We start from the raw sequence: 21,435 nt of genomic DNA, 5'->3' as shown, positions 1-21,435 counted from the left end.
AAATCGACTAAAGTTTTCAAACCATTAACAAATCAACAATTAGAATCAGTTGTTGGTGGACCAATAACTTCAAGAGGTACAGAAACTACTGTTCAGCCAGGCACAGCATAATTAACTTCCATTAAAACTTATTTATGAAAAAAACTAAAATCTATTTCGGAAAAAAGCAAAACTCAATCAAAATCGACTAAAGTTTTCAAACCATTAACAAATCAACAATTAGAATCAGTTGTTGGTGGACCAATAACTTCAAGAGGTACAGAAACTACTGTTCAGCCAGGCACAGCATAATTAACTTCCATTAAAACTTATTTATGAAAAAAACTAAAATCTATTTCGGAAAAAAGCAAAACTCAATCAAAATCGGCTAAAGTTTTCAAACCATTAACCAATCAACAATTAGAAGCAGTTGTTGGTTGTCCAATAACTAAAAGAGGTACGGAAACAGTTGTTCAGCATGGTTAATTAATAATTAAAAAAATTAAATTATGAAAATACTAAAACTTATTTCAGAAAAAGCTAAAACTCAATCAAAATCAGCTAAAGTTTTCAAACCATTAACAAATCAACAATTAGAATCAGTTATAGGAGGGCCAGAAACTTCTAGAGGAACAGAAACAGTTGTTCAACATGGTTAATTAATAATTAAAAAAGCTTAAATTATGAAAATACTAAAATTTATTTCAGCAAAAGCTAAAACTCAATCAAAATCAGCTAAAGTTTTCAAACCATTAACAAATCAACAATTAGAATCAGTTATAGGAGGGCCTGAAACTATTAGAGGTACGGAAACACCTGTGAGAACAATATAATTCAAAGCTTTTATTAGTATTAAAAAATCCTATTTATTTTTGAATGGGATTTTTTTGTCGTAAAAAAAACCGGGTAGTATTCTTCTGATAGATTGTATTTAGGGCGTTTTTTATAAAATGTACCAATAAGTAATTGTTAATTAATATACTTATTAGAAGGGTGTAAAACTTATTAGGAAAATGTTTACTATATTTGGTTTCCAAAAACATTTTTTTTGATCAATTTATATTTGTTTAGTTAAAATATTTCTTATAAATATAGATAATCAGTAACGTTTAACCTAATAACAAAACCCATGACAAAAACTACCCTTTCTTCACCAACTGACAAAATCTACCCACCAGGTAAATGTATCGAAACCGAAAACAGAAGTAGGCTAACAATAAAGCCTATACGTTTTCCGGAGAATATTTCAAAAATTCCTTTTGCTCCAATTGTTCAGGCGACATTAATGAAGGATGGAATCTTTCAAATTAGAGCCGTTTTTTTGGTCGCCCGTAAACCGAAAGGACAAAAAGAAGATGAAGGCGATAAAATAGACGAATTACAATTTGACATTTATCAAAATTGGTATGTTGATCTTTCCGGAAGGCGACAGCTGCAGTTTTTTATAGCGTATGATATCGATGATAACATAGAAGTAAATTTTGATGTTTATGAAGCAAGTTTCAGAGCTGAAAAAGACCCTTATGGAGAAAATGCTTTTGCTAATATAGAAACAATTCAGACTTTTCTTTGGGATATTGATCCTGAAACTTCGAGAGGAACTGAAACTACTGTACAACATAATTAGAATGATTATATAATGAAAAAATACAATGATTAGAGGTGGTTTTTTTATTGCATTATTCTTTATATTTAATCCTTTGTTTCTTTTTTCGCAAAAAAATCTTACAGGCAATTTATTAGAGTCTGAAATAAGAAAAAAGGCGCAAAAGTATAATGAGATTAATTTTAATAAAGCTCAATATTTCTTTTTTGAAAAAGTTTGGGATTCTACATTAGTTTATTCTATGAAACAGCTTAGCAGCAGAAATGCTGCCGAGTTAAAAAATTATTGCCATTATTTTAGAGCGATTAGCTTCTTTGAGAAAAAAATTTTAAAAGAGGCAAAGAAAGAATTTAATTTTATTTCTCCTGACTTTCAATTTTATTATAAAGTCAATTTTTCTTTGGGTGAAATTGCCTTAGAACAAAATGAATTTGAAATTGCGTTATCACATTTTAGTACAATCGAAAAATTAAATGAAAATTTTTATGATTTTAAGAAAAGTACTGTTATACATAATATAGGTATATGTCATTTACATCAACAGAATTTTAACGAAGCAGAAAAGTATTTGTTTAAAGGAGCTGAATTGCAAGAGATTGAAAAAGACACTTTATTACTAATTGGTTCCTATATGGATATTGCTAATTTATATTATACACAGTATAAAGATAATCAAGCGATACCTTATTTTGAGAAAGCATATCATTTATCTAAAAAAGTAAAATCCTTTGACCTAAAAAAAACAGCAGCCAAAAATATGGCAGCAGTAGAAGAAAACAGAAAAAATTTCCCGTTGGCCTTAACGTACAGAAAAGAGTTTGAGCAATGGAAAGATTCCTTAAACGACCAAAATAAAGTCTGGGCCATTGCAGACCTCGAAAAGAAATTTGCTGTAAAGCAAAAACAAAAAGAAGTAGATGTTCTGGCAGCCGAAAATAAATTAAAAGCAGCCGAAAGAAATGGTTTTCTGATTTCATCGGTTTTATTGCTGATTTTGTTTGGAACCGGAGTTTATTTCTACAGGCAAAAAATTAAAAACAACAAAATTATTCTGGCTCAGAAAAATGAGCTCGATGAATTGAATGCCACAAAAGACAAGTTGTTTTCTATTGTTAGTCATGATTTGCGATCTTCCGTAAATGCCTTGAAAGTCAGTAACGGAAAGCTTATAGAGAATCTGGAAAACAAGAATTTTACAGAGCTCGATGTTTTGCTTCACAATAATAGTACAATTGCCAATGGCGCCTATAATTTATTGGACAATCTGCTTAATTGGGCTTTGTTACAAACCCGGCAGGCTTATTTTTATCAGGAATCATTGCATCTGGCTACGATTGTACAACATGTGGAGTATAATTATAAACCGTTGATGTTAAATAAAAACATCGATTTTAAAAATGAAGTGACTACTTCCGATTATGTATTTGCCGATCTGGATTCGCTCAAAATTATTATTCGCAATTTTCTGGATAACGCCATTAAATTCTCTAAAGAAAACGGAACGATTTCTGTTTACACACGTCCTGCCTCAGAAGAATTTTGTTATTTAGTGATCGAAGATACCGGGCTGGGAATGAGTAAAGCAACCCGGGAAGAATTATTAAAAGAAACGATTCTGCTTTCTAAAAAGAAAAATGATGATATAATTGGAACCGGTCTTGGAATGCAGTTATGCAAAAGTATGATTCATAAAAATGGTGGAAAACTGGAGATCGAAAGCGAAGAGAATATTGGGACTAAAATAATTATTGCATTACAAAAGTTTAAAAATCATGGATAATATTAATGTACTTATTATCGAGGACACTGCTGCAGAAAGCGATGCACTTGTAAAAGTACTTACCGAAAACAATTATACCATTGTTGGAATTGCAACCAATTACAATGAAGCACTGAAATTGTTTTATAATAATGTGATTGATATTGTAGTGATTGATGTTTTTCTGGATGGAAAGCCGGACGGAATTACTTTTGCAGAAACCATCACGATTGTTCCTAATGGTCTGAAACCTTTTGTTTTTTTAACGAGCTCTAAAGATCGTCAGATTTTTGAAAGGGCTAAACTGACGAAACCTTTTAGCTTTTTGTTAAAACCGTTTAATGAACTCGAGATTTTATATGCACTCGAAATGGCCATCGAGAAATTCTACGGACAGACCAATGTTTTTCATAGTGAAGACCAAAATGCCGTCATAAGTAATGATTCTCTTTTTATCAAAAAAAATAAAGCGTTAAAGAAAGTTAAAATCGAGGATATCGTTTACATTGAAGTGGAAGACCGCTATTGTAACATCATAACCGATGTCGAGAAATTTGTAATTCTGATTTCATTAACCAAAATTATTCAGCTATTGGATTCCACTAAGTTTTTTCAGACGCATCGCAATTATATCGTAAATGCAACGAAAATAGAAGAGATCATTGTCAATGACAATCTGGTAATTTTAAAAGGAAATCATAAAGTAACCCTGAGCGATAAATACAAAGACTTTGTAAAAAACTTCAGAATATTAAGGTAAATATGTTATAAAAAGAAAAAAGGAGATTGTCAGTAATCTCCTTTTTTCTTAAATCTCGGATCGTGTTCTGAAATAAATTCTGTTCTCCTTTTTGGCGCTTCGGCTTTAGGTAAGCTCGCTTCTTCTGTTTTACTGGAGGGCTCGATTAAACGATTTAATTCTTTAATCTCATCATCAGTCAGATCGCGGTAACGTCCAACAGGAACATCCAGCGAAATATTGATAATTCGGATACGTTTCAATGCGGTTACATCATACCCTAAATATTCGGTCATTCTACGAATCTGGCGGTTTAAACCTTGAGTCAGAATGATTTTGAAGGTGTATTTACTGATTTGTTCTACTTTACATTTTCGGGTAACTGTATCCAGAATCGGAACCCCATTTCCCATTCGTTGTATAAAACGATCCGTAATAGGTTTGTTTACGGTTACCGTATACTCTTTTTCGTGGTTGTTTCTGGCGCGTAAAATCTTGTTGACGATATCGCCATCATTCGTCATGAAAATTAATCCTTCACTGGCTTTATCCAATCGTCCGATTGGAAAAATACGTTTCGGATAATTGATATAATCCACAATATTATTTCTCACTTCCAAATTAGTAGTACACTCGATTCCAACGGGTTTGTTGAACGCCAGATACACCATTTTTTCGTGTTTCTCAACGATTAATTTTCCGTCTATGCGTACTTCATCATCCGGAGAAACTTTCGTTCCCATTTCAGGCACAACTCCATTTATTGTGACACGTCCTTCTTCGATAAGTTTATCGGCTTCACGACGGGAACAATAACCGGTTTCCCCAATAAATTTATTAAGACGTTTTAAATTCTCTTCCATACTGCAAAAGTAGTCAAAATTTAGATTTATTGGACTTTATTAGATTTTTAGATTGTTAGACTTCTTAGATCTTAGATGGCTCGGTTTCTTAGGTTTTAACTAAAAAACCATCTTTGAACCTTTGCATCTTTGTCCCTTTGTCCCTTAAAAAAAATCAACCATGAAAATTTAAACTGTCCTTCGGGGCTTCTTTACGGTCGAACATGCCATAATCACGAACGACAGTCGCAATTCTTAAATGATAATCCCTGAAGATCGCTTCACGTCCCTTGGATTGCGCAAAGCGGTGCATTTCAAGATTTCTCCATTTCAAAATGCTTTCCTCGTCTTTCCAGAAAGATAAAGACAGCACTTTGTCTGGATCGTTAAAACTCTGAAATCTTTCAATGGAAATAAACCCGTCTATCTGATCTAATTCGGGTCTTAGATTTGCTGCAATGTTCAGATATTCTGCTTTTTTTCCTTCGTTTGGTATGACTTCAAAAATTACGGCTATCATAGTGTTTGGTTTAAATTATAAAGTGAAATCCAGATTGCTTTTGGTAATCGGACATTTATTAGTGGTTCGTATGTTATTTCATTCCCCGAAAGTACAATATTGAAGTTGCGGAACAAATAGTACAAAGTTTCTGTTGTAATATGAACAGAGAAATGTTTGGCCACGCACATATGGCCGCCGGATCCGAAAGTCAGATGTTCGTGATTGTTATTCCTTTCAATATCAAAATTCATTGCATTTATGAATTGCAGCGGATCACGATTAGCGGCCGCGAGCACAATCAAAATTGAATCGTTCTTTTTGATGGTGATTTTATTTAACGGAATGTCTTCTGTTGCCATCCGTCTGGTATTCTGAATGGGTGGATCAAAGCGTAAGGTTTCCAAAACCATTTTTTGTATCAGGCCTTTCTCTGTTTTATTTTCAGGAAGGTTCTCTTTCGAAAGTATTTGAAGTAATGAATTGCTTAAAAGTCCTCTGCCGGCATCATAACTTTGTATAAACAATCCGATTAGATTGCTTACGCCCATTGAAATCGCTTCTTCCAAAGAAATACAGTAAGAGGCCGAAATTTTATCAATCAGGGCTTTATAAAAAGGAAGTTTTACAATGTGTCTTTCCGTGATGCCATAAATCTCTTCCGAAACGGTATTGATTGATTCGATAGCTTCAGCGGTTTTGTTAGGTTGCATTATTTTGACAAGCTGCGTTATCTTTTCACAGATGAAATGAGTGTCTTTTTCATTAAAATCAAAACTTTTTAAAACCGTTAAAATTGGTAATTTTTTGCAGACCAGATCCACCCAGTTTATGGGATTCTGAATTACTTCTTTTGGAAGCAATTCTTCTAAAATAGTGTCTATTCCAACATTTTTCAGGAATGAAAAAAGAATAACCGCAGTTTCTTTTGCGATTTCGTGCTGAATTCCGTTTGATAACCGGGCTAAGTTCCTGATGATTTTCGCAGCAGATGTATTAAAATTATCGTTTGCAGGAAAGGCTGGAATGTGCGCGGCGGTATGGTTTAATATTTCGACACAGGCGGAATAGGAATAAAGGGCCCAGATTTTATGGGTTTCATCCCAGTAAACAGGGTTTTCCGCTGTCATTTGTTGATAGAAAGAATAGGGGTTTTTGACTTCGGACTGTAGAAATAAAGTAGACATGGTGTAATTGTTTTTGACAAAGTTATTTAACTTTACGATGTAATACTTCAGTGTGAGTTTAACTATGATTGCATAAAATGGAAGATCAGTTTATAAAGATAGCTTCGTTAATCGGAGACCCGGTGCGGGCAGTCATCATGTGGACTTTACTCGATGGTAAAGTTTTTACAGCGACTGAACTGGCGATTACCGTTTCTACATCGCCACAAAATATCAGCATGCATCTGGCAAAACTGTTAGATGCAGGTCTGCTGTCTGTAGAAAAACAAGGACGTCATAAATATTATAGATTTTCGAATAAGGAAGTGGCGTATGCAATTGAAGCCATGGCAAGCTTGATTCCGCCGGTCAGTCTGCAAAAGAAAAATTCCGAAAAACATTCCCCGATAAAACACTGCCGGACGTGTTACGATCATCTGGCGGGGAAAATTGGTGTTGCAGTTGCCGAAAGTTTACTGGAACAGCATATTATCCTGGATTTGGATACCAGATTCGAAGTAAGTTCAGAAGGAGTAAAATGGTTTTCTGATTTCGGAATTAATGTCGAAGATCTGAAAAAACAAAGACGATTATTTCTCAAACCCTGTTTGGACTGGAGTGAAAGAAAAAATCACATTGCCGGTTCAGTTGGAGCATCTTTATTAGATAAAATGATTGCTGATGACTGGTTAAGAAGAACAAAAGATTCAAGAGCCATACAGATTACCGGAAAAGGAGAAAAAGAGCTTTTTGGGTATTTTAAAATTGTTGTTTGAAAATGAGAAAATGAGAAAATTTGAGAATGTGAAAATGTGAGATGCGCGGTTCAGTAAGAAACCTTTGTTCCTTTGAACCTTAGCCTCTCTGAACCTCCTAAGAAACCTGTTCGGAAAACAAGAAGTCAATCACTTTCTGATACAATTCGTCATCATGCATTCCGTGTCCTAAACCTTTGGTTTCTATAAACTGACTGTTTTTCCAATTACTGACAATTTTTTTTCCTTCTTCAAAAGCAACTATTTTATCTGTAGTATCGTGAGCGACTAATCCCGGAATATTAAATTCCGCGGCAAATTTCTTTCCTGAAAAATCTTCCAGTTTAAAGTTGAAGCGATCCGCAAAACGGCTTTCCAGAAGCGAAAACATTCTGGTATTCAGACTCAGCATCGAAATGTAATTATTGATAAGAGTCTTCAAATCGGAAGGTGCACCCAAAATTACCATTTTGGTAATGCTGGTGTTCGGGAATAAATACTGATGGTAAACGCAGGCAGCTCCACCAATAGAATGACCGATAATAATTGTGGGCTGGTATTTTTCTACGGCTTTATTGATGAATTCAGCATAGAGCGGAACATTAAATTCTTTACCGCTGCTTTGCCCGTGAGCCGGAGCGTCAATAGCGATAATAGTACTTCCTGATTTCTGAAGATGAGGCAGGGTTTTTTTCCAGCGGGAAGCATTGCTTTCCCATCCGTGAACGAGTAAGATTTTGGTTTCGTTTCCGTTCCAGATATAGGTTTGAAAATAATGTTCGTTGTGATGAAACGTTTCTGTTTCGGCCTTTTGTAATATTTTGGGTAATTGCTCTTTGTTTAACCTTCCAATTCTTGGCTGGCTAAATAATGCGTAAGAAAGTGCAAGAGCTTTTTGCGGGCGTACATAACTCAGGAAGTTAATATATGATCCGACCGATTTTAATGTAATAAAACGAATTCCTTTTTTAAGTCCCAAAATAATAGTTTTAATTATAAAGTATAATTATTCGAAACGAGATCTAAAAAAGATCGCCACGAATTTCACAAATTTAGCACGAATTTTTATTCTTAGTATTTAAAAATTGGTGAAATTAGTGAAATTCGTGGCGAAAAATTTTAACAAAAAAAAGTCCCGATCAGATCGGGACAGTTATTTAGAATTTTGAGAACAATTGTTCCATTTTTTCTTTCTCTTCTTCAGCCAGTGCGCTGTCTACTAAAATTCTTCCGGAGTGCTCATCGGTGATGATTTTCTTTCTTGAAGCAATTTCAACCTGAGTTTGTGGAGGAATAGTGAAGAATGATCCTGCAGATGCTCCTCTTTCGATAGAAACAACCGCTAAACCATTACGAACACTAGTTCTGATTCTTGTATAAGCCGCTAATAACCTTTCTTCAATCAATGCTGAAAACTCTGCAGATTTCTCAGACAAGAAGATTTCTTCTTTTTGAGTTTCTGCCATAATTGCATCCAGTTCTGATTTTTTATGTTTTAAATGAGAACTTTTTGAATCTAGTTTTTCTTTTAAATTAGCAATAACTTCTTTCTTATGCTCGATAGAAGCTTTCATTTCTTTGATTTGCTTCTCAGCCAATTGAATTTCCAATTCCTGAAATTCAACCTCTTTAGTCAAAGAATTAAATTCTCTGTTATTACGAACTGATTCTTGTTGTTTTGTGTATTTTTTGATCACTTCTTTGTGCTCATCAATTGCATTTTTCTTTGCTTTGATAAGATCCTCAACTACTTCAAGTTCACTTTTCAATTTCTCTGAACGCGTGCTTAAACCTGCAACTTCATCTTCTAAATCTTCAACTTCTAACGGAAGTTCTCCTCTTACGTTTCTGATTTCGTCAATTCGGGTGTCAATAAGCTGTAAATCGTATATTGCTCTTAACTTGTCCTCAACACTTAATTCTTTCGTATTCGCCATATTCTATAAGTACTTAACTGGATTTGTATTTTCTTCTGCTAAAATGATGGCAAAATTAAGGATTTTTTTTTGAAGATAATCAACAATATAGTTTTTTGTATAGCGTTCACTCTCAAAATGACCAATATCGGCCAAAAGTAATCGGTTTTCGGCTTCGTAAAATTGATGGTATTTTAAATCTGCGGTCAAAAAAGCATCTGCTCCGGCCTGAATGGCATTTTTTATGGCAAAACTTCCCGAACCTCCCAAAACGGCTACTTTTTTTATTTTTTTTCCCAGAAAAGCAGAATGGCGAATTCCATCGGCAATCATTTTATTTTTTACAAAATATAAAAAGTCTTTCTCCTCCATTTCAGTCTCAAATTCGCCAATCATTCCTAACCCGATATTCTGATGTGAATTTTGCAGGGTATAAATTTCATAAGCGACTTCTTCGTAAATATGACTGGCAAAAAGGGCTTTCAGAATTTTAGACTGTAAATGTTTTTCAAAAATAACTTCAATTTTTATTTCGGTTCCGGTATGTAATTTTCCTCTTTCTCCAATAACAGGATTGCTGTCTTCATTTCCTTTAAAAGTGAAAAAACCTTCGGTATTAAAACTGCAATTGTCATAATTTCCTATAGTTCCTGCTCCGGCGTCAAATAAGGCGTTTCGAACTTTTTCAGAATTATCCGGAGTGGTATACGTAACTAATTTCTGAATGAAATTCTGTTTTGGAATCAATACTTTCGTGTTTAATAAGCCCAATGCATCACAGAATATTTTATTAACGCCTGCTGAATGATTGTCTAAAGCAGTATGAACCGCATAAATTGAAATGTCATTTTTAATTGCTTTTAAAATCGCACGCTCCACATAATTCTTGCCGGTAATTTTCTTGATTCCGGAGAATAAAATAGGGTGAAAACAAACGACCAGATTGCAATTCTTAGCAATAGCTTCGGCAATAACAGTTTCTAAGGCATCGTGACAAACTAAGACACCCGTGCTTTCCATTTCGGCATCACCCACCAGAAGTCCGACGTTATCAAAATCTTCGGCATAAGCTAAAGGAGCCATTTCTTCAAGAACTGTTACTATTTCTTTGATTTTCATTGAATTTTGTTTCAGGTTTCAGGTTTCAAAATTTTTATGGGAATTGAAACCTGAAACAAATTAACGAAAAAAAATATACATTACTAACTCAATGTTTGTCACAAAGGATGTTTGTTTCATTTATATTATATATACCACTCATATGATTTTAGTATATTTGTAGTTCTAAACTTAAAGTTATGACTACTATAAAAATCAACGAGCGTACCAAAACAGGAAAAGCATTTATGGCTATGTTTGAAGCTTTTTTTAAAGGTGTTGAAGGAATAGAAATTATTGACACAGATTCTGAAAAAAATAAAGAAGGGGAAAGCTTTTATAGTCCTGAATTTGTTGCAAAAATTAAAAAAGCAGAATCAAATATTAAAAAAGGAAAAACTACAAGATTAAATCCTGAGGATATATGGGGAAGTATTTTGTAGAATTTGATAATATTGCCCGTAGAGATTTGAAAAGCCACTATAAATCAGGTAATAAAGCTACTATAAAAAAGATTGAAAAAATACTGCTAGAACTTACTGAAGATCCTTTTTTTGGTGAAGGTCAGCCTGAAGAGTTAAAATATGATCTTAAAGGATATTGGTCCAGAAGAATTAATCAAAGGGACAGAATTATTTATAGGGTAGACGAAGAAATTGTAACCGTTATTATAGTTTCTGCAATGGGACATTATTCTGATAAATAATTCTATGAACTTACTTCGAAAAATACTTTTTCCGTTTGCCATTTTATACGGATTCATTACATCAGTCAGGAATTATCTTTTTGATAAGGGAATTTTGAAATCTAATGCATTTGATATTCCTGTTATTGCTGTCGGAAACCTGAGTGTTGGAGGAACCGGAAAAACACCTCAGATCGAATATCTCATTCGATTGTTGTCAGATAAATACAAAGTGGCAACACTGAGTCGCGGCTATAAGCGAAAATCGGAAGGTTTTGTTCTGGCCGGAGCGGCCTCCAATGCTGAAATTTTAGGAGATGAACCTTTTCAGTTTTATCAGAAATTCCCAAATATTCAGGTGGCTGTTGATGCGGACAGAACAAATGGAATTACACAATTGCTTTCCCAAAATGAAAAACCGCAGGTAATTTTATTAGATGATGCTTACCAACACCGAAAAGTAAAAGCAGGTTTTTATATTTTGTTAAGCTCGTATGATGATTTATATGCTGACGATTTTATGCTGCCGACCGGAAATCTTCGAGAAAGCAGAAGCGGAGCCACAAGAGCTAATCTTATTATAGTTACAAAATGCCCAAAAGATTTGAATGCTGAAAAACAGGAGCAGATTCGTCTGAAACTGAAACCGACTTCTTCGCAACAAATCTATTTTACTTTTATTGATTATGATGATTCTATTTATGGTAAAGAGCAGAAAATAGCTGTAAATGAAATTAAAAACGAATCGAAACTGCTTTTGGCCGGAATTGCAAAGCCCAAACCGTTTTTTGACTATCTAAAAAATGAAAAAGATGAAACGCTGATTTTTCCGGATCATCATCATTTTTCTGATTCAGATTTAGACAGCATTCAGAGTAAAGCCGGAAGCAAAAAAATCATTACGACAGAGAAGGATTTTGTACGTCTGAAGGATTCTAAACTGGCTTCTCAATTGTATTACCTGCCCATCAAAAGTACATTTATCGGTCATTCCCAAAATTTCGATGCAACCGTCCTGGAATATGTTAAGTCAAACTCAGAAGCTTAGTTTTTAATCGAAAAATTTTGCAATAATACTGTAAAATTCGTCAGGCACAAAAGGTTTTGTAATCACATCATTCATTCCGAAAGATAAAAGCATGTCCCTGTTTTCATCCAGTGAAATTGCAGTTAAAGCGATAATTGGAGTGGTTTTGTCAAATTCCCTTATTTGTTTGGTAGCAGTCGTTCCGTTGATTCCAGGTAAGTGAACATCCATTAAAATCATATCGAATTTTTTTACTTTCAATAACTCCACTGCATCTTCACCATTGTCGATTATTTCGCAGGTAATTGCTTTGTTTTCCAGCATTTTTCGGGTAATCATCTGATTGATTTTGTTGTCTTCAATCAGTAAAATCGATTTGTGTTTCAATTGCCTGTCGTTGTATGGTTTTGTTTCTTCCTTTATCTCAAGAGGTTCTGTGTTTATTCTAAAATCGAGCTTGAAGGTAAAAGTAGAACCTTTGCCGACTTCACTTTTGAGTTTGATTTCACCACCGAGCAGTTCAATTAATTTCTTTACAATCGTAAGTCCTAAGCCAGTTCCGCCGTATTTGCGGTTAACTTCTATAGATCCCTGCGAAAAACTTTCAAAAACGGTTTGCAATTTGTCTTCGGGAATTCCAATTCCTGTATCTACAATCTCAAAATAAATCGTTACGTTATCCTCTTCTAGAGCAAATAGTTTGGCAATTACACTTACTTGTCCGTTTTGCGTGAATTTTAACGCATTGTTTATTAAATTGAGTATAATCTGGGATAATTTGGTAGGGTCGCCAATTAAATTGTCCGGAATGGTTTTGTCTATTTCAAGATTGAAATAATTTTTATTGGCTGTTGCTAACTCTTTTAAGGAGCCTTGTATGTTGAATAGCAACTCTTTCAGGTTAAAAGAGATATTTTCAATTTCTACTTTCGTAGAATCTATTTTATTGATCTCAAGAATTTCGTTGATAAAAGTGGTAAGATAATTTCCGGAGAATTTTAACGACTCCAGGTATTTTAACTGTGTTTTTTTAGGACTGTCTTCCAGTAGTAAATGGGTAATTCCGTTAATGGCATTCAGAGGTGTCCGGAGTTCATGGCTTACGGTTGATAAAAATTCTGATCTGGCTTTTGATGCTTTTTCGGCTTTGTTTTTGGCCAGGATTAGTTCCTTGTTTTTCTCTCTCAAAAGTAAATTATTCTGATTTCGAATAATATTATTTTTGTACAGAGCGAGACTCAAAAGCGATAAAATAGAAATTAAGGCAATGGCTAAAATACTAACCAGTTTAGAATACCGATACGTTTTTAACTGAATTTTCTCTTCACTCTCGCGTTTTAAAGTATTGCTGATGAACTGGTTTTTTTTAAACTTTTCAAACTCATTTAAATCTAATTTTGCATTTTTTATTTTTAAGATATAGTTCTCAATCTGATAGTGTTCATCAAGGTAAGAGTAGGCGAGATCAAAATTCCTGTTATTTTTGTAATACTGACTAATACCCAGAACGATTTTTGACTTTTGGGCTAAATCGTTACTTTTTTTGTTGATTTCTAAGGCAGTATCAAAATAAACAAGCGCAGAATCGTTTTGTTTTAGCTGGGTTTCCAGCAGTCCAAGCTGATAATAGGCGTCTGTTTTTACTTTTAGAATAGCGCTGTTATCCGGTTTTTTAATTATTTTTTGAAAAGTTTTTACCGCCAAAGGAAAGTTGTTATTGGCCTTGAATGCCATCGCTTTCTGATAGCTTAGAATTTGGGCGCTATCAACAATATTTAATTGCTTTAGAAGATTCTCTGCTTTTTTGTAATAGATATCAGCGGTCTTGTAATTTCCTTTTGCAGTATTCGTGACACCAATGTAGTGCAGTGCCAGGGCTTTAGTACAGGTTGGTTTTATTTTAGTGAATAAGGAAACACTTTTGTGAAAGTTTTTTAAGGCCTCTTCATAATTCCCAAGGTTGTAATAAATTTTACCAAGCTTAAAAGTCTGATTGGCTAAATTCTCCGATTTGTTATTGGAAGCAGAAAAAGCAATCGATTTTTCGGTATAAAAAACGGCCTTATCGTACTTTTTATTCTGAAGATTGCTGTTTGCCAGTTTATTGTAATAGATAATGCTATCTGTACTCTTTTTGGACTGAGAATACAAAAATGGATTTAAAAAACTTATAAGAATTAAAAGGTAGTGTTTCATGTATCGCAATGCTTCTTACAATGAATCTTATGCTTTTCTCATCAACAGGATCAAATCAATCAGCCTTGATGAATAGCCAATTTCATTATCGTACCAGCCTACAACTTTTACCATTTTATCAATAACGGAAGTTAGTTGTGCATCAAACAGGCACGAATTTCTATTGCCAATTACATCAACCGATACAATCGGATCTTCTGTGTAATCTAATATTCCTTTTAAACTTGTATTTGAGGCGTTTTCAAAAGCGTTGTTGATTTCTTCGATAGTGACAGCACGTTTTACGTTAAACGTAATGTCTGTTAATGAACCATCCGGAACAGGAACCCGAATTCCGCAACCCCCTATTTTTTCATGCAATTTAGGAAAAATTTTTGTTAAAGCCTTAGCTGCGCCCGTCGTAGTCGGAACAATTGACTGACTGGCACCTCTGGCACGGCGCAAATCCTTATGTGGCTGGTCGTGAAGACTTTGGTCGGTAGTATAAGAATGTATTGTTGTAATGTATGCCTGTTCAATTCCGCATAATTCATCAATGATTTTGATCATCGGGGCAGCATTGTTTGTGGTACAACTTGCATTCGAAACTATAGCTTCAGTTCCATCCAGAATGTTGTCATTAACTCCAAGAACGACCGTTTTTATCGTTTCAACTTCAGAAGGAGCGGAAAGAATTACTTTTTTTGCCCCAACTTCAATATGTGTGTTTAGTTCTTCATGCGTCTTGTACTTTCCGGTACATTCGATCACAAAATCAATAGATTGGCTTTTCCAGTCTAAATTTGAAATACTTTTTTCATGAAAAAATAAAAAATGCTTTCCATCTACAATAATACTTGTTTCATCGTGACTTACTTTAAAGGGTAAAACACCATGAATGCTGTCGTATTTTATCAAATGCGACATGGTTTTGTTGTCTGCAATATCGTTAATAGCAACGACTTCAATTTCAGGATGGTTTAAGAGTAAACGGAATAAATTTCTTCCAATTCTTCCAAAACCGTTTATAGCAATTCTTGTTTTCAATCTTTTTGTTTATTTCTTTAATCGTTTAGCGGTTTAATCACTTAATTATCTGTTCAATTAAGCGATTAGCCGTTTGACGAATGGCCTTTTCTATAAAATATGTTTTTGTGCTTTGTAAGAAGAACGAACCAATGGTCCGCTTTCAACATGTCGGAAACCTAATTCAAGACCAAATTTCTCATATTTGGCAAATTGATCAGGGGTTATGAATTCTTTTACCGGTAAATGTTTTTTACTGGGCTGAAGGTACTGTCCGATGGTTACCACATCTACATTTGCATTTCGTAAATCTGTCATGGTCTGAAAAACTTCTTCCTCTGTTTCGCCAAGTCCCAGCATAATTCCGGATTTGGTTCTGTTGATCCCTTTTTCTTTTAAATAGCGCAGGACTTCAAGGCTGCGATCATATTTCGCCTGAATACGTACTTCACGTGTTAAGCGTCGAACCGTTTCGACATTGTGAGACACTACTTCAGGATTCGCTTCCACAATTCTGTCAAGGTTTCTTTCAATTCCCTGAAAGTCCGGAATTAAAGTCTCAAGAGTCGTATTAGGATTCATTCTGCGGATTGCTTTCACCGTTTCAATCCATATGATAGAACCACCATCTTTTAGATCATCTCTGTCAACGCTTGTAATTACAGCATGCTTAATGTTCATGATTTTTATGGAACGCGCTACTTTTTCCGGTTCATCCCAGTCTACTGTTTCCGGTCTTCCGGTTTTTACGCCGCAAAATCCACAGGAACGGGTACAAATGTTTCCAAGAATCATAAAAGTGGCTGTTCCTTCTCCCCAGCATTCTCCCATATTAGGGCAGCTTCCTGAGGTGCAAATGGTATTTAAGCTGTATTTATCGACCAAACCACGAAGTTCAGTGTATTTTTGTCCAATAGGAAGTTTTACTTTTAACCATTTAGGTTTTCCGGTTGGTATATTTTCAATGACTGTTTCCATATATCAAAATTCAAAACACAAAGATACGGAATGTAGTTTATTTGGAGATTTGTTTACGGGTTAATTTGCTGCAGGTTTGCTTAATGTGTTTCTGTTTGTTTTTGAATATAATTTTATTTTTGTGTTAAATTTTTGACTTAAGAAGTTTGGTTATGTTCTTTGGCTGATTTTTTTGTTTGTTTATCGATTTAAATCGAATAATTATGTTGTGTGTTTGATTTTTAAAGGTTTAAAATTTATATCTTTATTTGTTATAAAATTACCCGAAAAGAGATAAAATAGTATTTTGTTAATAGTACATTTGTTGTTAAATTGTAATAGTATAAAAAACATGAAAAAGAAATTAATTATATCAGGAGCTTTGTTTGCAGCTTTTAGTTTTACCAGTATGAATGCGCAGATTAATTTTGGCGAAAAAGCCCTTGGAGCTGTTCAGAAAGGAGTTGCTGGCTTTACCCTTAGCAATGCTGATGCTGCAGCTTTATCTAAAGAAGCAGTTGCAAAATTAGATGCAGAGCATGAAGTTGCACCGGCAACAGACGGATATGCCATCCGGTTAAACAGGGTTTTCGGCAAGCACAGTGCAGGTGAAGGATATACTTTAAACTATAAAGTGTATAAAGTAAAAGAAGTAAATGCATTTGCCACAGCAGACGGAAGCGTTCGTGTGTATTCGGGTTTGATGGATATTATGGATGATAATGAATTGCTGGCTGTAATCGGACATGAAATTGGTCACGTTGCCAATAACGATTCAAGAGATGCAATGCGTGCAGCGTACCAGAAAGAAGCATTGATTGACGGTGTTTCTTCACAATCGGCTACTGTTGCATCAGTAACAGATAGTCAGCTGGGTAAAATCGGTAGCGCTTTAATCGACAGTAAACACAGCAGAAAACAGGAAACTGAGGCTGATTTGTTTTCGTATAATTTTTTGAAGAAAAACGGTTATAACATTAATGCCGAAGAATCTGCCTTCAGGATTTTAGCAAAAATGAGTGAAGGAACTGAAGCTTCCTTTATCGATCAGATGATGAGTTCGCATCCGGACTCCAAAAAGAGAGCTGATGATGCTAAGGCAAGAGCTGAAAAGGATGGTTTGTACAAACCTTATGTGCAGCAAAAAATTGTGAACACTGTTCCGGCACCGGCTAAAAAAGCGAAAACAACTAAAAAAGCAAGTACTAAAAAGAAGTAATTGCCTCTGATAATCATAAAAAGAAACCCGACAGTTTTAAAATTGTCGGGTTTTTTTATTATCCTAAAACGTGATGTGCCAAAACTTTTTGTACCTCATACACATTTACCGATTTGTTAAATTGTTTTACGATGCTTGGTTGTAATTCACTCGCAACCCAGATTTTTAATTCAGCATCAAGATCAAAAGTGCCCGCAGTTTCTATGCTAAATCTTGAAATGCTTTTGTAAGCAATTGATTTGTATTCTGTTTTGCTTCCTGTAATTCCTTGTACGTCCACCAGAATTAATCTTTTGTTCGTGAAGATGAAAGTATCGCGAATAAGTTTGAAACCCATTTCGATTTCTTCATTATCTGTTAAAAGCTGTCCGTATTTTTTAATTAAATCTTCCTGACTTACTGAACCAGCATTGCCAATAATAGCCGAAAATATTCCCATTTGTATTGTTTTTAATTTTTAATTCAATCTTTTTATATACTGTAAATGTAATTGATTTTACTGATTTTATGAATTGGTTTTTAATTTTATAAAGAAAGGAGTAAGTATAAAAGATAGTAAAAAGGATGAAATTACGGATACTATCACATGACCATAAGCTTTATAATTCAGACCGGTTGCGAATCGGATCGAAATTATCAGTGCTGAAAGAAAAATTAGAGTTATCCAGTAGGTTTTATTAGGCTTATGCGTGGCGATATTGTTTTCAGGAAGTTTTGACAAGGTATAAATTATAAGCAATCCGCCAATTAAGGTGCTTAAATGTTGTGCGATTTTCAAAATTGGAATTCCTCTATCAAAAATAATGATAGAACTTTTGAGGATTTGAATCTTATTGACAAAATAGCCATGATCATGAGTGAAACTGTCCCAAAAAAGATGAGACACAATACCAATAAAAATCGAAATTAAAACAACAATCCAATGCTTTTTGAAATAGTTATTCCATTTAAATTTAGTGTAACCTAAAATTTTGGATTGAATATTTTTTGGCAAATTTTCAAATAAGTCCTTTTTTACGATATTGTGAAAAAGAAAAGAAAGTAACAGTGCTAGAGGTAAATCAAACCAAAAGATGCCGGTGAATGTGTGGCTGTAATTGCTTTGAACTTTCATTCGGAGAAAATACTCGAAGTCGGGCGTTAAACTACCAATAATAAGTCCGGTTAGTGAAAACCATTTTCGGGGCAAATATTTCAGCGGTAAAATTAGGGCAGGATGTGAAAAAGTAAAAGGCATTTAAGATATCATATTGTTTAAACGAAGTTAACTAAATGGCCTTCTTTTTTAATCAGCGCATTAAAAAAAGTTCATAAAAAAAGGCAGAACTAAATTCTGCCTCTTTGTTTTGTTATTCCAGTTCCGTTTTTATTGTAATTGGAAGATTGTATGCGGTGCGAACCGGTTTTCCGTCTAAGATACCAGGGCTCCATTTTGTTTTTAATGATTTCAGAACGCGAACAGCTTCTTTACCCATTCCGTAACCCGGATCTTTTTTTACAAGGATGTCTGTTAAAGAACCGTCTTTTTCAACTACAAAAGAAACATAAACCTGTAAAGTTCTTTCAGCATCCAGTTCCGGTCTTTGGAAATTATTTCCAACGAAAGTATAAAATTTAGCCATTCCCCCTGGAAATTCAGGTTGTTTGTCTAACGTTGCAGCAAGTACAGGCTCGTTAGTAGTCGGAGCTGTTGAGGCAACTTGTCCGCCATTGCCATTTGATGGTAAAACATTAGTAGTGGCAATCCCTGTTCCGCTAGTGTTTTCAACTACCGGTGCATTTACTTTATTAGTAGCAATTTCTTGCACAGCCTCTTGAGTCCTTGCAACAACAGGATTTGTAAGCTGAACTACTTCAGTTACTGGTGTCGAAGCAGTTTGCGGAGGTGCAGGAGGAGCGGGCGGTATGTCCTGAGTTAGGTCTACTTTTGTAACAACAACAGGATCCAAAGGAATATCCGTAGGTATTGGCTCAACGGTCGCAGTTGGTTTAAATTTGTTTACCAGAACGGAGGCACTTCCTAAAGTTGCTATGACTAGCAATCCTGCAAATAAAGCTGTTATTGAATTTTTAGAACTTTCCTGGCGTAATTGATACGCGCCGTATTCTTTGTTTTTGTTTTCGAAAACAAGATTGGTCCACTTGGTTTCATAAATGCTTAGTTTAGACATAATTAGATTGGATTTTAAGGTTAAGTAAACATTAAATCATAAGCAACAAAATTTTTAATTTTGATTGGACAATAAAAACAAAAGAACATGTTAAGGGTTTGTGGAAACTTTAATTTTTTAAGAAAAAATACGTGGCTATTTTAATCTTTAACTAAAGATAATAAATTATCTGTTACGTTCGATAATTTCGGCTAACAATTTTTTAGCGCGCAGAAGTTTTACTTTCACGTTGCTTAAAGGCTCATCAATCTTGAGTGCAATTTCCTGGTAAGTCATTTCCTGAAAATAACGCAGGTGAATTACTTCCTGATAATGGGGTTTTAATTCTTTGATGCATTGCAGCAGACGGGAAAGGTTTTGCTCTTTGATTAAGGCATCTTCGGCTGATGGAGTGGTGTCAGCAATATTGTAGGCCTGTTGGTCTTCGGTATCGGTAATTTCTATAAAAAGATTGGTTTTCTTTTTACGTAATAAATCAATGTAAACATTTTTTGCAATCGCAATCAACCAGGTATTGAATTGAAATTCAGGATTGTAAGAGGCGATTTTGTCGAAAGCTTTAGAGAAAGTTTCAATGGTAATATCTTCGGCAGTAGTTTCGTTTTCGGTACGTTTTAGCATAAATCCGTACACTTCATTCCAATAGAAATCCAATAAAAAAGTAAAGGCGATCTGATCGCCTTTTTTTGCTTTTTCTATTTTAGAATTTATTTCCAATGTACCGGTTTTGAAAAGATATTAGTTATAAAGATATTCATTTGTGTGAATATAAGCATGATTTCTACAACAGGAAACCATACTTTTAAATCTTTCTCTCTCAGTTTTCCTGCTGAAAACCCCATTACAATCCAGGCAATGGTATAGCGTGTCGCTATTAAAGCCAGTACAGCAATCCACTGAAATTGAAAAGACAGTAGAAGTATAACTAATAAAAAGAAAAATAATTGTGAGGTATAAAAAAGACCTAACTGAATTTTATCAAATACTTTGTAATAATTGGCCGTAGAAACATGTCTTCTTTTTTGGGAAAACCATTCACTGTAGCTTTCTTTTGGTTTCGAATACGTGAAACTTTCAGGACTATACGAAATAGTAGTATTGCTTTTGTTGGCAGCCTGATTGACGAATAAGTCATCATCACCCGAGCGAACCTGAATGTGCTCAATAAATCCATTTACATTAAAAAACTCTTCTCTTTTGTATGCTAAATTTCGGCCAACACCCATATAAGGGAGTCCGGCTTTTGCCCAGGAGAAATATTGTACTGCCGTAAGAACAGTTTCAAATCGAATGAGTTTATTTAATAACGAACGCTCTCTTTTCTCGTACCCTCCATACCCTAAAACAATGGTTTTGTCTGTGGTAAATTGTGAAGTCATTGCCGTTATCCATTCTTTTGAGGTCGGATAACAATCGGCATCCGTAAATAAAAGATAGTCTTTTCTGGATGCTTTAATTCCGAGTGTCAAAGCGTATTTTTTGTTACCCCAGAAGGCTTCATTGTTTTCTACTTTTACCAGTCGAATGTTCGGATATTGTTTTTCAAATTCTTCAAAAACCTCCAGTGTTTCATCACTTGAAGCATCATCAATTAAAACGATTTCAAAATCAGGATAATTCTGTTCCGCTAATAATGGGATGTATTTTTTTACATTTTCTTCTTCATTTTTGGCACAAACAATCACAGAAACCGGAATGTTTTTTGGTGTAATGCTTTGTGGTTTGCCGAAAGCAAATTTCCCGAAAATACCCAGATAGTAAGAAAGTTGTAGAACAACAATAGCAATAAAAAAGTAAAAAATGAATGTAAGCATCT

Annotated in this window: 25 protein-coding genes; 11 read left to right on the top strand and 14 right to left on the bottom strand. The window is 34.5% G+C overall.

All coding sequences use genetic code 11. From position 1 onward, the window contains the following. Positions 1-153 precede the first annotated feature (153 nt). The 6 genes from GJU43_RS23220 (at position 154) to GJU43_RS04165 (ending at position 4,104) form a co-directional block, all read left to right on the top strand. Positions 154-291 (top strand): bacteriocin, encoded by a 138-nt coding sequence (locus tag GJU43_RS23220; RefSeq protein ID WP_370455493.1) that lies wholly within the window; start codon positions 154-156, stop codon positions 289-291. 197 nt (positions 292-488) lie between these two features. After that, the gene (locus GJU43_RS04185) at positions 489-638 is read left to right on the top strand and encodes a bacteriocin (RefSeq protein ID WP_154339560.1); all 150 of its coding nucleotides are present in this window, start codon (positions 489-491) and stop codon (positions 636-638) included. 24 nt (positions 639-662) lie between these two features. Then, on the top strand, positions 663-812 hold the full coding sequence (locus GJU43_RS04180) for a bacteriocin (protein ID WP_154339559.1): 150 nt from the start codon (positions 663-665) through the stop codon (positions 810-812). Between the two features lie 296 nt (positions 813-1,108). Continuing rightward, positions 1,109-1,606 (top strand): hypothetical protein, encoded by a 498-nt coding sequence (locus GJU43_RS04175; RefSeq protein ID WP_154339558.1) that lies wholly within the window; start codon positions 1,109-1,111, stop codon positions 1,604-1,606. A 220-nt stretch (positions 1,607-1,826) separates the two neighbouring features. After that, positions 1,827-3,365, top strand: coding sequence for a tetratricopeptide repeat-containing sensor histidine kinase (locus tag GJU43_RS04170; protein ID WP_229654997.1), 1,539 nt, complete (start codon positions 1,827-1,829; stop codon positions 3,363-3,365). After that, positions 3,358-4,104, top strand: coding sequence for a LytTR family DNA-binding domain-containing protein (locus GJU43_RS04165; protein ID WP_154339556.1), 747 nt, complete (start codon positions 3,358-3,360; stop codon positions 4,102-4,104). The genes GJU43_RS04170 and GJU43_RS04165 overlap by 8 nt, the downstream gene beginning before the upstream one ends. A gap of 29 nt (positions 4,105-4,133) precedes the next feature. Here the strand turns inward: GJU43_RS04165 and rluF are convergent, their stop codons facing one another. The 3 genes from rluF to GJU43_RS04150 all read right to left on the bottom strand — a co-directional run bounded on the left by rluF (position 4,134) and on the right by GJU43_RS04150 (position 6,611). Beyond that, positions 4,134-4,946 (bottom strand): 23S rRNA pseudouridine(2604) synthase RluF, encoded by an 813-nt coding sequence (rluF, locus tag GJU43_RS04160; RefSeq protein WP_154339555.1) that lies wholly within the window; start codon positions 4,944-4,946, stop codon positions 4,134-4,136. 154 nt (positions 4,947-5,100) lie between these two features. Next, positions 5,101-5,445 carry an antibiotic biosynthesis monooxygenase gene (locus GJU43_RS04155; RefSeq protein ID WP_154339554.1) on the bottom strand — a complete coding sequence of 115 codons (345 nt, stop codon included), beginning with the start codon at positions 5,443-5,445 and terminating at the stop codon, positions 5,101-5,103. Further along, positions 5,442-6,611: a cytochrome P450 gene (locus GJU43_RS04150; RefSeq protein ID WP_154339553.1), complete on the bottom strand. Its 1,170-nt coding sequence runs from the start codon at positions 6,609-6,611 to the stop codon at positions 5,442-5,444. The genes GJU43_RS04155 and GJU43_RS04150 overlap by 4 nt, the downstream gene beginning before the upstream one ends. A gap of 77 nt (positions 6,612-6,688) precedes the next feature. Between GJU43_RS04150 and GJU43_RS04145 the strand changes: the two genes are divergently transcribed. After that, complete coding sequence (locus GJU43_RS04145; protein WP_154339552.1) at positions 6,689-7,366, top strand: helix-turn-helix transcriptional regulator; 678 nt, start codon at positions 6,689-6,691, stop codon at positions 7,364-7,366. A gap of 97 nt (positions 7,367-7,463) precedes the next feature. Here the strand turns inward: GJU43_RS04145 and GJU43_RS04140 are convergent, their stop codons facing one another. The 3 genes from GJU43_RS04140 to GJU43_RS04130 form a co-directional block, all read right to left on the bottom strand. Then, a complete protein-coding gene (locus GJU43_RS04140; RefSeq protein WP_154339551.1) occupies positions 7,464-8,324 on the bottom strand; it encodes an alpha/beta fold hydrolase in 861 nt (286 codons plus the stop codon). Between the two features lie 178 nt (positions 8,325-8,502). After that, positions 8,503-9,282 carry a zinc ribbon domain-containing protein gene (locus GJU43_RS04135; protein ID WP_127338398.1) on the bottom strand — a complete coding sequence of 260 codons (780 nt, stop codon included), beginning with the start codon at positions 9,280-9,282 and terminating at the stop codon, positions 8,503-8,505. A 3-nt stretch (positions 9,283-9,285) separates the two neighbouring features. After that, on the bottom strand, positions 9,286-10,380 hold the full coding sequence (locus GJU43_RS04130) for a Nif3-like dinuclear metal center hexameric protein (RefSeq protein WP_154339550.1): 1,095 nt from the start codon (positions 10,378-10,380) through the stop codon (positions 9,286-9,288). 179 nt (positions 10,381-10,559) lie between these two features. On the opposite strand from GJU43_RS04130, the gene GJU43_RS04125 reads away from it, so the two are divergent. The 3 genes from GJU43_RS04125 to lpxK are packed head-to-tail and all read left to right on the top strand — an operon-like array spanning position 10,560 to position 12,092. Beyond that, complete coding sequence (locus GJU43_RS04125) at positions 10,560-10,802, top strand: DUF2683 family protein (protein WP_154339549.1); 243 nt, start codon at positions 10,560-10,562, stop codon at positions 10,800-10,802. Further along, positions 10,784-11,065 (top strand): Txe/YoeB family addiction module toxin, encoded by a 282-nt coding sequence (locus GJU43_RS04120; RefSeq protein ID WP_154339548.1) that lies wholly within the window; start codon positions 10,784-10,786, stop codon positions 11,063-11,065. Before GJU43_RS04125 ends, GJU43_RS04120 begins: the two co-directional genes overlap by 19 nt. A 4-nt stretch (positions 11,066-11,069) precedes the next feature. Beyond that, positions 11,070-12,092, top strand: a complete 1,023-nt coding sequence (lpxK, locus tag GJU43_RS04115) for a tetraacyldisaccharide 4'-kinase (protein ID WP_154339547.1) — start codon at positions 11,070-11,072, stop codon at positions 12,090-12,092. A gap of 3 nt (positions 12,093-12,095) precedes the next feature. Here lpxK and GJU43_RS04110 read toward each other — a convergent pair whose 3' ends face one another. The 3 genes from GJU43_RS04110 to lipA all read right to left on the bottom strand — a co-directional run bounded on the left by GJU43_RS04110 (position 12,096) and on the right by lipA (position 16,250). Further along, positions 12,096-14,267, bottom strand: a complete 2,172-nt coding sequence (locus GJU43_RS04110; protein WP_154339546.1) for an ATP-binding protein — start codon at positions 14,265-14,267, stop codon at positions 12,096-12,098. A 27-nt stretch (positions 14,268-14,294) separates the two neighbouring features. Further along, positions 14,295-15,293 carry a type I glyceraldehyde-3-phosphate dehydrogenase gene (gene gap / locus GJU43_RS04105; protein WP_154339545.1) on the bottom strand — a complete coding sequence of 333 codons (999 nt, stop codon included), beginning with the start codon at positions 15,291-15,293 and terminating at the stop codon, positions 14,295-14,297. Between the two features lie 90 nt (positions 15,294-15,383). Next, positions 15,384-16,250 (bottom strand): lipoyl synthase, encoded by an 867-nt coding sequence (gene lipA / locus GJU43_RS04100; protein ID WP_154339544.1) that lies wholly within the window; start codon positions 16,248-16,250, stop codon positions 15,384-15,386. 331 nt (positions 16,251-16,581) lie between these two features. On the opposite strand from lipA, the gene GJU43_RS04095 reads away from it, so the two are divergent. Beyond that, the gene (locus GJU43_RS04095; RefSeq protein WP_154339543.1) at positions 16,582-17,448 is read left to right on the top strand and encodes a M48 family metalloprotease; all 867 of its coding nucleotides are present in this window, start codon (positions 16,582-16,584) and stop codon (positions 17,446-17,448) included. A 58-nt stretch (positions 17,449-17,506) separates the two neighbouring features. On the opposite strand, the gene GJU43_RS04090 is transcribed toward GJU43_RS04095, so the two are convergent. From GJU43_RS04090 to GJU43_RS04070, 5 genes are all read right to left on the bottom strand, one after another. Beyond that, positions 17,507-17,887: a PH domain-containing protein gene (locus GJU43_RS04090; protein ID WP_154339542.1), complete on the bottom strand. Its 381-nt coding sequence runs from the start codon at positions 17,885-17,887 to the stop codon at positions 17,507-17,509. Between the two features lie 66 nt (positions 17,888-17,953). Then, a complete protein-coding gene (locus GJU43_RS04085; protein WP_154339541.1) occupies positions 17,954-18,685 on the bottom strand; it encodes a DUF4184 family protein in 732 nt (243 codons plus the stop codon). A 112-nt stretch (positions 18,686-18,797) separates the two neighbouring features. Then, complete coding sequence (locus GJU43_RS04080) at positions 18,798-19,619, bottom strand: energy transducer TonB (RefSeq protein WP_154339540.1); 822 nt, start codon at positions 19,617-19,619, stop codon at positions 18,798-18,800. A gap of 165 nt (positions 19,620-19,784) precedes the next feature. After that, the gene (locus GJU43_RS04075; RefSeq protein ID WP_154339539.1) at positions 19,785-20,336 is read right to left on the bottom strand and encodes an RNA polymerase sigma factor; all 552 of its coding nucleotides are present in this window, start codon (positions 20,334-20,336) and stop codon (positions 19,785-19,787) included. Next, positions 20,327-21,433, bottom strand: a complete 1,107-nt coding sequence (locus tag GJU43_RS04070; RefSeq protein ID WP_154339538.1) for a glycosyltransferase — start codon at positions 21,431-21,433, stop codon at positions 20,327-20,329. Before GJU43_RS04070 ends, GJU43_RS04075 begins: the two co-directional genes overlap by 10 nt. Positions 21,434-21,435 lie beyond the last annotated feature (2 nt).

Source organism: Flavobacterium sp. LC2016-23, assembly GCF_009674775.1.
Taxonomy (GTDB): Bacteria; Bacteroidota; Bacteroidia; order Flavobacteriales; family Flavobacteriaceae; genus Flavobacterium.
Note: the sequence above shows the minus strand (reverse complement) of the source record. Positions and strands in the feature narration are given on the sequence as shown.

Excerpts from the sequence above, each read along its gene's own strand:
- GJU43_RS04125 (WP_154339549.1), top strand. The coding sequence starts at position 10,560 with ATGACTACTATAAAAATCAACGAGCGTACCAAAACAGGAAAAGCATTT.
- GJU43_RS04110 (WP_154339546.1), bottom strand. The coding sequence starts at position 14,267 with ATGAAACACTACCTTTTAATTCTTATAAGTTTTTTAAATCCATTTTTG.
- GJU43_RS04180 (WP_154339559.1), top strand. The coding sequence starts at position 663 with ATGAAAATACTAAAATTTATTTCAGCAAAAGCTAAAACTCAATCAAAA.
- lipA (WP_154339544.1), bottom strand. The coding sequence starts at position 16,250 with ATGGAAACAGTCATTGAAAATATACCAACCGGAAAACCTAAATGGTTA.
- lpxK (WP_154339547.1), top strand. The coding sequence starts at position 11,070 with ATGAACTTACTTCGAAAAATACTTTTTCCGTTTGCCATTTTATACGGA.
- GJU43_RS04070 (WP_154339538.1), bottom strand. The coding sequence starts at position 21,433 with ATGCTTACATTCATTTTTTACTTTTTTATTGCTATTGTTGTTCTACAA.
- rluF (WP_154339555.1), bottom strand. The coding sequence starts at position 4,946 with ATGGAAGAGAATTTAAAACGTCTTAATAAATTTATTGGGGAAACCGGT.
- GJU43_RS04085 (WP_154339541.1), bottom strand. The coding sequence starts at position 18,685 with ATGCCTTTTACTTTTTCACATCCTGCCCTAATTTTACCGCTGAAATAT.
- GJU43_RS04095 (WP_154339543.1), top strand. The coding sequence starts at position 16,582 with ATGAAAAAGAAATTAATTATATCAGGAGCTTTGTTTGCAGCTTTTAGT.
- GJU43_RS04120 (WP_154339548.1), top strand. The coding sequence starts at position 10,784 with ATGGGGAAGTATTTTGTAGAATTTGATAATATTGCCCGTAGAGATTTG.
- GJU43_RS04145 (WP_154339552.1), top strand. The coding sequence starts at position 6,689 with ATGGAAGATCAGTTTATAAAGATAGCTTCGTTAATCGGAGACCCGGTG.
- GJU43_RS04150 (WP_154339553.1), bottom strand. The coding sequence starts at position 6,611 with ATGTCTACTTTATTTCTACAGTCCGAAGTCAAAAACCCCTATTCTTTC.
- GJU43_RS04155 (WP_154339554.1), bottom strand. The coding sequence starts at position 5,445 with ATGATAGCCGTAATTTTTGAAGTCATACCAAACGAAGGAAAAAAAGCA.
- GJU43_RS04130 (WP_154339550.1), bottom strand. The coding sequence starts at position 10,380 with ATGAAAATCAAAGAAATAGTAACAGTTCTTGAAGAAATGGCTCCTTTA.
- GJU43_RS04090 (WP_154339542.1), bottom strand. The coding sequence starts at position 17,887 with ATGGGAATATTTTCGGCTATTATTGGCAATGCTGGTTCAGTAAGTCAG.
- GJU43_RS04135 (WP_127338398.1), bottom strand. The coding sequence starts at position 9,282 with ATGGCGAATACGAAAGAATTAAGTGTTGAGGACAAGTTAAGAGCAATA.
- GJU43_RS04185 (WP_154339560.1), top strand. The coding sequence starts at position 489 with ATGAAAATACTAAAACTTATTTCAGAAAAAGCTAAAACTCAATCAAAA.
- GJU43_RS04165 (WP_154339556.1), top strand. The coding sequence starts at position 3,358 with ATGGATAATATTAATGTACTTATTATCGAGGACACTGCTGCAGAAAGC.
- GJU43_RS04080 (WP_154339540.1), bottom strand. The coding sequence starts at position 19,619 with ATGTCTAAACTAAGCATTTATGAAACCAAGTGGACCAATCTTGTTTTC.
- GJU43_RS04175 (WP_154339558.1), top strand. The coding sequence starts at position 1,109 with ATGACAAAAACTACCCTTTCTTCACCAACTGACAAAATCTACCCACCA.
- GJU43_RS04170 (WP_229654997.1), top strand. The coding sequence starts at position 1,827 with ATGAAACAGCTTAGCAGCAGAAATGCTGCCGAGTTAAAAAATTATTGC.